We start from the raw sequence: 12823 nt of genomic DNA, 5'->3' as shown, positions 1-12823 counted from the left end.
CGAGCAGCAGGTCAAGGGTTGGTCGCGAGCCAAGAAGGAAGCATTGATCCGCGGCGATTGGGATGCCATCAGGCAGCTTGCGCGATCCGGCGCGCCGGTTGTTTCGGAGGGCCGCGACCACGCTGGCTCAGGTGTTCGTTCGAGCATTCCCACGCGCTCCGATGGTTCCGTTGGCTCTTATGGGTCCGATGGCGCTCATGGCTCCAAGGGCGCTCCTGACGCCGTTCGCGCTCCTAATGCCGTTCGCCCTGAGCTTGTCGAAGGGCCGGAGCAGCTTCGACAAGCTCAGCCCGAACGGACAGGGAAGAGCGCGAGTTCCTCAAGAGAATGGGTTGCCGGCATCCTGGGCAGCAGCCCACAGTACCAATCCCAACCCCAATCCCAACCCCAATCCCAACCCCAATCCCAATCCCAATCCCAATCCCAATCCCAATCCCAATCCCAATCCCAATCCCAATCCCAATCCCAATCCCAATCCCCATCGCAGTCCCAGCCCCAGTCCCTCTCTCGGTCCCAATTTCAATCCCAGCGCCGCGTCATCGCCAAGGCCATCACGCTGCTCGAATCCACGCGGGCCGACCATCGAGCGCAGGCCGATGAGCTGCTCACGGCACTGCTGCCGCACACCGGCCAATCGTTTCGCCTCGGCATCTCGGGCGTGCCCGGCGTCGGCAAGTCCACCTTCATCGAGACGCTGGGCCTGTACCTGATCGACCGCGGCCACCGGGTGGCGGTGCTCACCATCGACCCTTCGTCGACCGTCTCCGGCGGCTCCATCCTCGGCGACAAGACGCGCATGGAGAAGCTCTCGGTCCACGAGCGTGCCTACATCCGCCCCAGCCCCTCGAGCGGCACGCTGGGAGGCGTGGCCGAGAAGACGCGCGAGGCCATGCTGGTGTGCGAGGCCGCCGGCTACGACATCGTGATCGTCGAGACGGTGGGCGTCGGCCAGAGCGAGACCGCGGTCTCGGGCATGACCGACATGTTCGTGCTGCTGCAACTGCCCAATGCAGGCGACGACCTGCAGGCGATCAAGAAGGGCGTCATGGAGCTGGCCGACCTGGTCGTCATCAACAAGGCCGATATCGACCCCGATGCCGCGACGCGCGCGCAGGCCCAGATCACCTCGGCGCTGCGGCTCTTCGGCCACCACGGCAATCCGGTGCATGCGCATGCAGTGCACGGCGCCGAAGCGGCACAGCGCCAGTGGCAGCCCCGAGTGATGCAGTCCAGCGCCCTGCAGGGCACCGGCGTCGACGCCTTCTGGGAGGCCGTCATGCAATTCAAAGCCATTCAAACCGCCAGCGGCAAGCTTGCTGCGCGCCGGGAGAAACAGGCGCTCGCGTGGATGTGGGAGCGCATCGACGCGGGCCTCAAGCAGGCGTTCCGCCAACATCCAAAAGTGCGCGAACTGCTGCCGCAGGCCCTGGCCCAGGTCGCGGCCGGTACGCTGCCGGCTTCGACGGCGGCACGCAACCTGCTCTCCGCGCAGGCCGGACACCCCTAGCGCTTTAAAGAACACCCTCACAACTTCCGGAACAGGACCCATGAAAGAGATCCTCGAACAGCTCGAAAATCGGCGCGCCCAGGCGCGGCTGGGCGGCGGCCAGAAGCGCATCGATGCGCAGCACGCCAAGGGCAAGCTGACGGCGCGCGAGCGCATCGAGCTCCTGCTCGACGACAACACCTTCGAAGAATGGGACATGTTCGTCGAGCACCGATCCAGCGACTTCGGCATGGCCGACACGAAGATCCCGGGGGACGGCGTGGTGACCGGCTACGGCATGATCAACGGCCGCCTCGTGTTCGTCTTCAGCCAGGACTTCACCGTTTTCGGCGGCGCGCTCAGCGAAGCCCATGCCGAGAAGATCTGCAAGGTGATGGACCAGGCGATGAAGGTGGGTGCGCCCGTCATCGGCCTCAACGATTCCGGCGGTGCGCGCATCCAGGAAGGCGTGGCCTCGCTCGGCGGCTATGCCGAGGTGTTCCAGCGCAACGTGATGGCCTCCGGCGTGGTGCCGCAGATCAGCATGATCATGGGGCCCTGTGCCGGCGGCGCCGTCTACTCGCCGGCCATGACCGACTTCATCTTCATGGTGCGCGACAGCTCCTACATGTTCGTCACCGGCCCCGAAGTGGTGAAGACGGTGACGCACGAGGACGTGACGGCCGAGGAACTGGGCGGCGCCACCACGCACACCACCAAGAGCGGCGTAGCCGACATGGCCTTCGAGAACGACGTGGAGGCGCTGATGATGCTGCGCCGCCTCTACAACTACCTGCCGCTCAACAACCGCGAGAAGGCGCCCGTGCGGCCCAGCGGTGATCCGGCCGACCGTGCCGACCTCTCGCTCGACACGCTGGTCCCCGACAACCCGAACAAGCCTTATGACATCAAGGAGGCGATCGCGAAGGTCGTCGACGACGGCGAGTTCTTCGAACTGCAGCCGGACTACGCGAAGAACATCGTGATCGGCTTTGCCCGCTTCGATGGGCAGAGCGTGGGCATCGTCGCCAACCAGCCGCTGGTGCTGGCGGGCTGCCTGGACATCAAGTCCTCGATCAAGGCGGCGCGCTTCGTGCGCTTCTGCGATGCCTTCAACATCCCGGTCGTCACCTTCGTCGACGTGCCCGGCTTCATGCCCGGCACGAGCCAGGAGTACGGCGGCATCATCAAGCACGGCGCCAAGCTGCTGTACGCCTACGCCGAGTGCACTGTGCCGAAGATCACGGTGATCACGCGCAAGGCCTATGGCGGCGCCTACGACGTGATGGCCTCCAAGCACCTGCGCGGCGACGTCAACCTGGCCTGGCCGCGCGCCGAGATCGCGGTGATGGGCGCCAAGGGCGCAGTGGAGATCATCTTCCGCGAGGACAAGAACGACCCCGAGAAGCTGGCGGCGCGCGAGGCCGAGTACAAGGCCCGCTTCGCCAATCCCTATGTCGCCGGCACGCGCGGCTACATCGACGACGTGATCCTGCCCAGCGAAACGCGCAAGCGCATCTGCCGCAGCCTGGTAATGCTGAGCGGGAAGAAACTGGACAACCCGTGGCGCAAGCACGGGAACATTCCGCTTTGAGGAGGGGAGTCGACAACATGCCCAAGAAAATCCTGATCGCCAACCGCGGAGAAAACAGCCGCGCAGCGGCTGTCTCGGCAAAGCCAAATTGCATGCGTGCGAAGCACGCGAAGGCGATTTCTCCGCGAGGTGACTATGTTTAAGAAGATCCTGATTGCCAACCGCGGAGAAATCGCCTGCCGCGTCATCAAGACGGCGAAGAAGATGGGCATCAAAACGGTCGCCGTGTATTCCGACGCCGACAAGGATGCCCGCCACGTCGAGCTGGCCGACGAGGCCGTCCACATCGGCGCTTCGCCCAGCCGCGAGAGCTATCTGAAGGCCGATCGCATCATCGCGGCCTGCAAGGCGACCGGCGCCGAGGCGGTTCACCCGGGTTACGGCTTCCTGTCCGAGAACGAGGGTTTCGCGAAAAAGGTCGAGGAGGAAGGCATCGTCTTCATTGGCCCCAGGCACTATTCGATCGCGGCCATGGGCGACAAGATCGCCTCGAAGAAGCTGGCCAACGAAGCCAAGGTCAACACCATTCCGGGCTGGAACGATGCCATCGAGACCGCCGAGCGGGCGGTCGAGATCGCGCGCGACGTGGGCTACCCCGTGATGATCAAGGCCTCGGCCGGCGGCGGCGGCAAGGGTCTGCGGGTGGCCTACAACGACAAGGACGCCTTCGACGGCTTCACCTCCTGCCGCAACGAGGCCCGCAACAGCTTCGGCGACGACCGCGTGTTCATCGAGAAGTTCGTCGAGGAGCCGCGCCACATCGAAATCCAGGTGCTGGGCGACGCACACGGCAACGTGGTCTACCTCAACGAGCGCGAATGCTCGATCCAGCGCCGCCATCAGAAGGTGATCGAGGAGGCGCCCTCGCCCTTCATCAGCGAAGCCACGCGCAAGGCCATGGGCGAGCAGGCCGTGGCGCTCGCCAAGGCGGTCGACTACCAGAGCGCAGGCACCGTGGAGTTCGTGGTCGGCAAGGACCAGAGCTTCTACTTTCTGGAGATGAACACGCGGCTGCAGGTGGAGCACCCGGTCACGGAGGCGATCACGGGACTGGACCTGGTCGAGCTCATGATCCGCGTCGCCGCCGGCGAGAAGCTGCCGCTCGCGCAGAAGGATGTGAAGCGCGATGGCTGGGCCATCGAGTGCCGTATCAATGCGGAAGATCCCTTCCGCAGCTTCCTGCCTTCGACGGGACGACTGGTTCGGTTCCAGCCGCCGAAGGAGACGATGTTCTCGGCCGATACGGAGCATCTCTTCGGCGTGCGGGTGGACACCGGCGTCTACGACGGCGGCGAGATCCCGATGTTCTACGACTCGATGATCGCCAAGCTGATCGTGCATGGGCGCGACCGCGCGCATGCCATCGCCATGATGCGAGAGGCGCTCAACGGCTTCGTGATCCGCGGCATCAGCAGCAACATCCCGTTCCAGGCCGCGCTGCTGGCGCACCCCAGTTTCGTGAGCGGGGCTTTCAACACCGGCTTCATCGCCGAGCACTACGGCAAGGGCTTCCATGCGGAGGACGTGCCGCACGACGATCCCGACTTCCTGGTCGCGCTGGCGGCCTACATGCATCGGCGCTACCGCGCGCGAGCCTCGGGCATCAGCGGGCAGCTGGAAGGGCACGGCGTGAAGGTGGGCGAGCAGTTCGTGGTGGTCGTGCTCGACGCGAACGGGCAGCACGTGCACCAGCCGGTGACGGTCACCGACTACCAAGGCCCCATGGGTTCGAGTGCCGTGACGGTGGGCGCCAATACCTACAAGATCGAGAGCCAGGCGCCGCTGGGCAGCGCGCGGGTCGAGGGCCGCGTCAACGGCCGCAGCTTCGTTGCCCAGGTCGAGCGCGGCGGCGACAAGAAGCCCCTGGCGCTGCGCATCGCGCACAACGGCAAGCAGATCGAAGCGATGGTGCTGTCGCCGCGGGGCTCGCGGCTGCTCAAGCTCATGCCGTACAAGGCGCCGCCGGATCTCAGCAAGTACCTGATGTCGCCGATGCCGGGGCTGCTGGTCGAGATCTCGGTGCAGCCTGGCCAGCAGGTGCAGGCCGGCGAGAAACTCGCCGTGATCGAGGCGATGAAGATGGAGAACGTGCTCTTTGCCACGCAGGACGGCGTGGTGGGCAACATCTCGGCTGCCAAGGGCGAGTCGCTCGCGGTGGATCAGGTCATCATGGAATTTGCCTGAAGGAAACCGCCGCATGAACACGCCGCAACAGCGCCCCTTCAAGGTGCTCGGCATCCAGCAGATCGCGATTGGCGGGCCGGACAAGACCCGGCTTCGCAAGCTGTGGGTCGACATGCTGGGCCTCGAGGTGACAGGTACCTTCAGCAGCGAACGCGAGAACGTCGACGAGGACATCTGCGCGCTCGGCAGCGGCCCCTTCAAGGTCGAGGTCGACCTGATGCAGCCGTTGGATGCGGACAAGAAGCCGGCCGTGCACGCCACGCCGCTCAATCACGTGGGGCTGTGGATCGACGACCTGCCCGCCGCAGTCGGCTGGCTCACGGCGCAGGGGGTGCGTTTCGCGCCGGGCGGCATCCGCACGGGCGCGGCCGGCTTCGACATCTGCTTCCTGCATCCCAAGGGCAACGAGGAGTTCCCGATTGCCGGCGAAGGGGTGCTGATCGAGCTGGTGCAGGCGCCGCCGGACGTGGTGAAGGCCTTTGCGGCGCTGGCCGCGGGGTGAGGGCTTTCAGGCGCCGGGGCGGCGCCAGACGGCCAGGGTTGCGGCCAGAAGCCACATGCCCGCAGCGCAGCCGCGGTTGACCATGCGCAGGCTGCGCCGCGAAAGCCAGCGCACGGCCTGCGTGCCGGCGGCGGCGTAGCCGAGCATGACGCAGGTGTCGATGCCGATGAAGATGGTGCCCAGCACCACGTACTGTTGAACCTGCGGGCTCGTGGTGACGACGAACTGCGGCAGGAAGGCCGCGAAGAAGAGCAGGGTCTTCGGGTTGGACAGTGCCACCGTCAGGCTGCGCAGGAAAGCGGTGCGGCCGCGGAGGACGTCGGCCGGCGATGCGGCAAGCGCCGCGTGGATGTCGACCGGCTGGTTGCGCCACATCTTGACTCCGAGCCAGACCAGGTAGGCGACGCCCGCCACGCGGATGGCGTTGAAGAGCCCTTCCGAAGCCGCGAGCAGGGAGCCCAGCCCCAGCGCCACCACCGCGATCAGGACGGCGGCCCCCAGTGAAGCGCCCGCAATGCCCCAGACCGCGGCCCGCATGCCGCCGGCGATGCCGTTGGACATGGCCAGCAGCATGGTGGGGCCCGGGGTGATCGCCAGGGCGACCGAGGCGATCGTGAAGAGCAGCAGGGTGTCGAGGGTCATGGGCGTACCTTGGGATCGTTGTGCGACGCGGCGGCAGCACGCGCGCGCGCCAGCGCCGCTTCGACGATAGCGCGCTTGCGATCGGGCGCGGCCGCCTCGGGCGGCTCGGGCGCGGCCGGCTCGTCCCTGTCGTGGCGGCGGCGATGCGCCTCGTAGCGGCTGCGCGCCGCGTCGGCCTGCGCTTGTGACCAGGCCTGCCAGCCGCTTTTTCCCGGGGTGGCCACTTCGAGCGAGATGCAGTCGACCGGGCAAACCGGGATGCAGAGCTCGCAGCCGGTGCAGTGGGCCTCGATCACGGTGTGCATGCGCTTGTGGATGCCCAGGATCGCGTCGGTCGGACAGGCATCGAGGCACAGCGTGCAGCCGATGCACCAGGCCTCGTCGATCACCGCCATCGCACGCGGGCCCTCGGTGCCGAACTGCGGGTCGATCGCCCCCGCCGGTTGGCCGGTGAGTCGCGACAGTCGCGCCACGCCCTCGGCGCCGCCCGGCGGGCATTGGTGGATGCCGGCATCACCGGCGGCGACTGCCTGCGCGTAACCCGCGCAATCGGGATAGCCGCAGCGCGTGCACTGCGTTTGCGGCAGTGCGTCGAGGATGCGCCCGGCCAGCGCGTTCACGAAAGAACCCTCGCTTTAGCGCGAGGCGCCGCGCTTGCGGCGCGCAGGCGCGGATCTGCGCGCGACGGCGGTCGTCTTGGTGGCGGCGGCGGCCTTGATCGTGTCCTCCGCCGTCACGGTGGGCCGGCCTGCGCGCTTCTGCGGCTTGTCGTGCGCGGCGATGAAGGCCTTCACCTCGGGATACACCTTCTCGCGCCAGCGGCGCCCGCTGAAGATCCCGTAGTGACCGGCACCCTTGACCTCGTAGTGCCGCTGGTGGGCCGCCGGGACGCCGGTGCACAGCTCGTGGGCGGCACGCGTCTGGCCGGCGCCGGAGATGTCGTCCAGTTCGCCCTCGACGGTGAGCACGCCGGTCGAATGGATGTCCTGCGGGCGAACCAGCTCCAGCGTGCCGTCGGGGCTCTTCACTTTCCAGGTGCCGTTGACGAGGTCGAAGTCCTGGAACACGGTGCGGATGGTGTCCAGGTAGTAGTCGGCATCCATGTCGAGCACGGCGTTGTACTCGTCATAAAACTTGCGGTGCGCCTCGGCGCTGGCATCGTCGCCCTTGATCAGGTCCTTGAAATAATCGTAGTGGCTGCTCGCATGGCGGTCCGGGTTCATCGCGACGAAGCCGGTGTGTTGCAGGAAGCCCGGGTAGACGCGCCGGCCAACGCCCGGGAAGCCCTGCGGAACGCGGTAGATCACGTTGTTCTCGAACCACTCGTAGCTCTTGTTCATGGCCAGGTTGTTGACGGCGGTGGGCGATCGGCGGGCGTCGATGGGCCCGCCCATCATGGTCAGCGACAGCGGCACCTTCTCGCCGCGGCTGGCCATCAGCGACACGGCCGCCAGCACCGGCACGGTGGGCTGGCAGACGCTGATCACGTGGCAGTTGCCGTACTCGGCCTGCAGATGGCGGATGAATTCCTGGATGTAGTTGGCGTAGTCGTCGAGGCGGAATTCGCCTTCGGACAGCGGCACGAGGCGGGCGTTGACCCAGTCGGTGATGTAGACCTTGTGGTCCTGCAGCATGGTGCGCACCGTGTCGCGCAGCAGCGTGGCGTAGTGGCCCGACAGGGGCGCCACGAGCAGAACCACCGGCTGGGCCTTGAGGGTCTGCAGGGTGCGCGGGTCGTCGGTGAAACGCTTGAAGCGGCGCAGTTGGCAGAAGGGCTTGTCGATCTCGACGACCTCCTGGATGACCACGTCGTCGTTGTCGACGCTCACCGTCTTGATATCGAACTCGGGCTTCTCGTAATCCTTGCCGAGCCGGTAGAGCAGGTCATAGCCGGCCGCCATGCGCTGCGCCAACGGGGTCCGGCCGAAGACGCCGCCCTGGCCATAGAGCTTGGAAGCAGCTTGCGCGAAATCGGCAAAGGGCTCCATCAGGGAGCGCTGCGCTTCGTAGAGTTGATAAAGCATCGGATTCCGCGGGTGGTGTTGTTGCGATGCAATATATCAGCAGCGTCGGGTTGAATGTAGGCGAAACGCTCAAATTGAATGAACGCCGCCGCCTCCATGTCAGCGGGTCAAAGCACCTTCGCGATGCTCTGGCAGACGTAGTCGATGTTCTTGCTGTTGAGGGCGGCCACGCACATGCGGCCGGTGTCGGTGCCGTAAACGCCGAACTCCTGGCGCAGGCGCACCATCTGGTCCTTGCTCAGGCCGGAATAGCTGAACATGCCGATCTGATCGGTAATGAAGTGCATGTCCTGCTTCACGCCGGCGGCGGCCAGGCCGTCGACCAGCTTGTGGCGCATCAGCTTGATGCGGTCGCGCATCTCGCCGAGTTCCTTCTCCCACAGCGTGCGCAGCTCGGGCGTGCCCAGAACGGTCGCGACCACGGCGCCGCCGTGCGTCGGCGGGTTGCTGTAGTTGGTGCGGATCGCAATTTTGAGCTGGCTCAGCACGCGGGCGGCTTCCTCCTTGTCCTCGCACAGCACCGAAAGAGCGCCGACGCGTTCGCCGTAAAGGCTGAAGCTCTTGGAGAAGGAGGTCGAGACGAAGAAGCTCAGGCCGGCGGCGACGAACTTGCCGATGGCGGCGCCGTCTTCCTGGATGCCGTAGCCGAAACCCTGGTAGGCCATGTCGAGGAAGGCGACCAGCTGCTTGTCCTTGACGGCTGCGACCACCTGGTCCCACTGGTCGGCGCGGATGTCGTAGCCCGTGGGGTTGTGGCAGCAGGCGTGCAGCACGACGATGGTGCCGGCGGGAGCGGCGTTCAGCGCGCTCAGCATGCCGTCGAAGTCGATGCCGCGCTTGGCGGCATCGTAATAGGGGTATTCCTCGACGACGAAGCCGGCGTTGGTGAACAGGGCGCGGTGGTTTTCCCAGCTCGGGTTGCTGATCAGCACCTTGGCCTTCGGATTGAGCTTCTTGAGGAAGTCGGCGCCGACCTTGAGGCCGCCGGTGCCGCCGATGCCCTGGATGGTCGCGACGCGGCCGGACTTCACGGGCTCGCTGGCGGCGCCGAAGACCAGGCCCTTCACGGCTTCGTCATAAGCCGCAATGCCGTCGATGGGGAGATAGCCGCGCGCCTTGGGCGCCTTGATCATGTCTTCTTCGACCGCCTGCACGCAGCGCAGGAGGGGGAGCTTGCCGTTGTCGTCGTAGTAGACGCCGACGCCGAGGTTGACCTTGTTGGGGTTGCTGTCGGCGGCGAACTGCTCGTTGAGGCCCAGGATCGGGTCGCGCGGCGCCATCTCGACGGCGGTGAACATTGACATGGAGAAAAGTCCTTTGGGGTGATGCGTTTCGCCCCCGGCTGCATCCGGGTTTGCGCCATGGCTCGCGGGTCGGTTAGCCTCACGAGTTCGCTTGAATTTTACCGGCCGAGCCGCACCTGCCCCTGGACGCCATGCCTGAAATCACCGAAGTCATTCCGGATCGGCCAGGAGCCGAACCCGTAGGCCCCGTCAAGCAGGGCGAATTCATCCACTTTCCGGACTCGCCCTTCGAGCTCTACCAGCCCTATCCGCCGGCCGGCGACCAGCCCGGCGCGATCGAGGGCCTGGTCGAGGGCCTGCGCGACGGCGAGGTCTACCAGACCCTGCTGGGCGTGACCGGCTCCGGCAAGACCTTCACCATGGCCAACGTGATCGCCCGGCTGGGCCGGCCGGCGATCGTCTTCGCCCCCAACAAGACGCTGGCGGCGCAGCTCTACAGCGAATTCCGCGAGTTCTTCCCGAAGAATGCGGTCGAGTACTTCGTGAGCTACTACGACTACTACCAGCCCGAGGCCTACGTGCCGCAGCGCGACCTTTTCATCGAGAAGGACAGCTCGATCAACGAGCATATCGAGCAGATGCGCCTGTCGGCCACCAAGAGCGTGCTGGAGCGGCGCGACACGGTGATCGTCGCCACCGTGAGCGCAATCTACGGCATCGGAACGCCCGAGGACTACACGCAGATGCGCTTCATCATGCGCACGGGCGACAAGATCGGCCAGCGCGACGTGATCTCGCGCCTGATCCGCATGCAGTACACGCGCAACGAGCAGGATTTCGCGCGCGGTACCTTCCGTGTGCGGGGGGACACCATCGACGTGTTCCCGGCCGAACACAGCGAGCTCGCGATTCGCATCGAGCTGTTCGACGACGAGATCGAGACCCTGCAACTCTTCGACCCGCTGACCGGGCGCATCCGGCAGAAGATCCCGCGCTTCACGGTTTATCCGTCCAGCCACTACGTCACCCCGCGCGACAAGGTGTTGACCGCCGTCGAGACCATCAAGATCGAGCTTGACCAGCGGCTCAAGGAACTGGTGGGCGATGGCAAGCTGGTGGAGGCCCAGCGCCTCGAGCAGCGCACCCGCTTCGACCTCGAGATGCTGGCGGAGATCGGGCATTGCAAGGGCATCGAGAACTACACGCGGCACCTGTCGGGCGCCGCGCCGGGCGACCCGCCGGCCACGCTGACCGACTATCTGCCGAAGGACGCGATCATGTTCCTCGACGAGAGTCATCAGATGATCGGCCAGCTCGGCGCCATGTACAACGGCGACCGCGCGCGCAAGACCACGCTGGTCGAGTACGGCTTTCGCCTGCCGTCGGCGCTGGACAACCGTCCGCTCAAGTTCGAAGAGTTCGAGACCCGCATGCGGCAATGCATCTTCGTGTCGGCCACGCCGGCGCAGTACGAGCGGGATCATGCGGGCAACGTGGTCGAGCAGCTGGTGCGCCCGACCGGGCTGATCGACCCCGAAGTCGAGGTCCGCCCCGCAACCCACCAGGTGGACGATGTGCTGCAGGAGATTCGCCTGCGCGTCGAGAAGAACGAACGCGTGCTGATCACCACGCTGACCAAGCGCATGGCCGAGCAACTGACCGACTACCTGGGCGACAACGGCGTCAAGGTGCGCTACCTGCACAGTGACATCGACACCGTCGAGCGGGTGGAGATCCTGCGTGACCTGCGCCTGGGCGCCTTCGATGTGCTGGTCGGCATCAATCTGCTGCGGGAGGGCCTGGACATTCCCGAGGTCTCGCTGGTCGCGATCCTCGACGCCGACAAGGAGGGCTTCCTGCGCGCCGAGCGCTCGCTGATTCAGACTATCGGCCGCGCGGCCCGCAACATGAACGGCAAGGCCATCCTTTATGCCGACCGCATGACCGAGTCGATGAAAAAGGCCATCGGCGAGACGGAGCGGCGCCGGGCACGGCAGATCGCCTACAACCAGGCTCACGGGATCACGCCGCGGAGCATCGTCAAGCAGGTGCGTGACCTGATCGACGGCGTCTACAGCGAGAAGAGCGGCAAGGAAGCTGCCAAGCGCGAGCTCGAGCGGGCCAAGGTCGAGGACATGTCCGAAAAAGACATGGCGCGCGAGATCAAGCGGCTGGAAAAGCTCATGCTGGAGCACGCACGCAACCTGGAGTTCGAGAAGGCGGCCCGCGTTCGCGACCAGCTGGCGCAGCTGCGCGAGCAGGCCTTCGGCGCCCCGGGCAAGGACAACATCGCACCTCTCTGAGCGGCGAATCGCGCACCGCCGGCGGCCCTCTCGGCTTGCAATCGGGTTTACCCGAGCAGGCCGGAGGGCCTTCTGCTATACTTGACAGAAATAGTCAGGAAAAACGAACTTCGCGATGAAGGACCGGCTCCTACCAATGGGATCACCAGCGGAAGCGGGCCGGGAAGGGCGGAGACGGCGTCACCAAAGCCCACAACGCCGAGGTGTCTTTTCAACGGTAAGCACTCAAAGGAGCTTGCGATGCGTCTCACTACCAAAGGCCGTTTTGCGGTCACAGCCATGATCGATCTGGCCCTGCGCCAGAACTCCGGTCCGGTCACGCTGGCCGCAATCAGCCAGCGGCAGCAGATTTCCCTGTCGTACCTCGAGCAGCTGTTCGGCAAGCTTCGCCGCCACGAGCTGGTCGAATCGACACGCGGCCCCGGCGGCGGTTATTCGCTGGGCCGCAAGGCATCGGAGATCACCGTGGCCGACATCATTGTTTCCGTCGATGAGCCCATCGACGCGACGCAATGCGGTGGCAAGGAAAACTGCCTGGGCGAGGCCGGCCGTTGCATGACGCACGAGCTGTGGGCTTCGCTGAACCAGCGCATGGTCGAATTCCTGGATTCCGTCACCTTGCAGAAGCTGGTGGACGACCAGATCGCCAAGGGCGTGCAGATCGAGAACAAGCCGGCTGTGAAGCGGGCGATCTCCAGCCAGCCCGTGGTGAAGCCGATTCGGGTCAACGCGCCCAATTCGGTGTTCGCCCTCGGCAACGCCTTCGCCAAGTCCTGATCCCGGCGGCGCCTTTGGCGCCGCATCGAATATTCCCAGAGAACGTCAACCCCACGCCAGCCCGAGC

General features: G+C 65.7%; 11 protein-coding genes. 6 read left to right on the top strand and 5 right to left on the bottom strand.

What is annotated here, in order from left to right; all coding sequences use genetic code 11:
* Positions 1-319: 319 nt before the first annotated feature.
* Positions 320-634, bottom strand: coding sequence for a hypothetical protein (locus tag AC3A6Y_RS19575; protein ID WP_487869974.1), 315 nt, complete (start codon positions 632-634; stop codon positions 320-322).
* On the opposite strand from AC3A6Y_RS19575, the gene meaB reads away from it, so the two are divergent.
* From meaB to AC3A6Y_RS19555, 4 genes are all read left to right on the top strand, one after another.
* Entirely contained in the window at positions 539-1507 is a 969-nt protein-coding gene (meaB, locus tag AC3A6Y_RS19570) for a methylmalonyl Co-A mutase-associated GTPase MeaB (protein WP_487869970.1), read from the top strand. The genes AC3A6Y_RS19575 and meaB overlap by 96 nt on opposite strands.
* A 40-nt stretch (positions 1508-1547) precedes the next feature.
* Positions 1548-3080 carry an acyl-CoA carboxylase subunit beta gene (locus AC3A6Y_RS19565; protein ID WP_487869863.1) on the top strand — a complete coding sequence of 511 codons (1533 nt, stop codon included), beginning with the start codon at positions 1548-1550 and terminating at the stop codon, positions 3078-3080.
* Positions 3081-3215: 135 nt separating this feature from the next.
* The gene (locus AC3A6Y_RS19560) at positions 3216-5264 is read left to right on the top strand and encodes an acetyl-CoA carboxylase biotin carboxylase subunit (protein WP_487869862.1); all 2049 of its coding nucleotides are present in this window, start codon (positions 3216-3218) and stop codon (positions 5262-5264) included.
* Between the two features lie 13 nt (positions 5265-5277).
* Positions 5278-5766, top strand: coding sequence for a VOC family protein (locus tag AC3A6Y_RS19555; protein WP_487869861.1), 489 nt, complete (start codon positions 5278-5280; stop codon positions 5764-5766).
* A gap of 6 nt (positions 5767-5772) precedes the next feature.
* Here the strand turns inward: AC3A6Y_RS19555 and AC3A6Y_RS19550 are convergent, their stop codons facing one another.
* From AC3A6Y_RS19550 to AC3A6Y_RS19535, 4 genes are all read right to left on the bottom strand, one after another.
* Positions 5773-6408, bottom strand: a complete 636-nt coding sequence (locus AC3A6Y_RS19550; protein WP_487869860.1) for a LysE family translocator — start codon at positions 6406-6408, stop codon at positions 5773-5775.
* Positions 6405-7028: an RnfABCDGE type electron transport complex subunit B gene (locus AC3A6Y_RS19545; protein ID WP_487869859.1), complete on the bottom strand. Its 624-nt coding sequence runs from the start codon at positions 7026-7028 to the stop codon at positions 6405-6407. The genes AC3A6Y_RS19550 and AC3A6Y_RS19545 overlap by 4 nt, the downstream gene beginning before the upstream one ends.
* A gap of 15 nt (positions 7029-7043) precedes the next feature.
* The gene (locus AC3A6Y_RS19540; RefSeq protein WP_487869858.1) at positions 7044-8432 is read right to left on the bottom strand and encodes a polyhydroxyalkanoate depolymerase; all 1389 of its coding nucleotides are present in this window, start codon (positions 8430-8432) and stop codon (positions 7044-7046) included.
* 107 nt (positions 8433-8539) lie between these two features.
* Entirely contained in the window at positions 8540-9736 is a 1197-nt protein-coding gene (locus tag AC3A6Y_RS19535) for an amino acid aminotransferase (RefSeq protein ID WP_487869857.1), read from the bottom strand.
* Positions 9737-9867: 131 nt separating this feature from the next.
* Here AC3A6Y_RS19535 and uvrB point away from each other — a divergent pair, with 131 nt between their 5' ends.
* Entirely contained in the window at positions 9868-11979 is a 2112-nt protein-coding gene (gene uvrB, locus AC3A6Y_RS19530) for an excinuclease ABC subunit UvrB (RefSeq protein WP_487869856.1), read from the top strand.
* Between the two features lie 240 nt (positions 11980-12219).
* Positions 12220-12756 (top strand): Fe-S cluster assembly transcriptional regulator IscR, encoded by a 537-nt coding sequence (gene iscR / locus AC3A6Y_RS19525; protein ID WP_086923478.1) that lies wholly within the window; start codon positions 12220-12222, stop codon positions 12754-12756.
* Positions 12757-12823 lie beyond the last annotated feature (67 nt).

This window comes from Variovorax sp. Soil_C_17, assembly GCF_057657265.1.
The sequence above is the reverse complement of the archived record's forward strand: the minus strand, read 5'-3'. Positions and strand labels throughout refer to the sequence as shown.

What these genes read in the sequence shown, in the direction of transcription:
- AC3A6Y_RS19560 (WP_487869862.1), top strand. Translation starts at nt 3,216, where the DNA reads ATGTTTAAGAAGATCCTGATTGCCAACCGCGGAGAAATCGCCTGCCGC.
- AC3A6Y_RS19550 (WP_487869860.1), bottom strand. Translation starts at nt 6,408, where the DNA reads ATGACCCTCGACACCCTGCTGCTCTTCACGATCGCCTCGGTCGCCCTG.
- AC3A6Y_RS19540 (WP_487869858.1), bottom strand. Translation starts at nt 8,432, where the DNA reads ATGCTTTATCAACTCTACGAAGCGCAGCGCTCCCTGATGGAGCCCTTT.
- uvrB (WP_487869856.1), top strand. Translation starts at nt 9,868, where the DNA reads ATGCCTGAAATCACCGAAGTCATTCCGGATCGGCCAGGAGCCGAACCC.
- AC3A6Y_RS19555 (WP_487869861.1), top strand. Translation starts at nt 5,278, where the DNA reads ATGAACACGCCGCAACAGCGCCCCTTCAAGGTGCTCGGCATCCAGCAG.
- iscR (WP_086923478.1), top strand. Translation starts at nt 12,220, where the DNA reads ATGCGTCTCACTACCAAAGGCCGTTTTGCGGTCACAGCCATGATCGAT.
- AC3A6Y_RS19565 (WP_487869863.1), top strand. Translation starts at nt 1,548, where the DNA reads ATGAAAGAGATCCTCGAACAGCTCGAAAATCGGCGCGCCCAGGCGCGG.
- AC3A6Y_RS19535 (WP_487869857.1), bottom strand. Translation starts at nt 9,736, where the DNA reads ATGTCAATGTTCACCGCCGTCGAGATGGCGCCGCGCGACCCGATCCTG.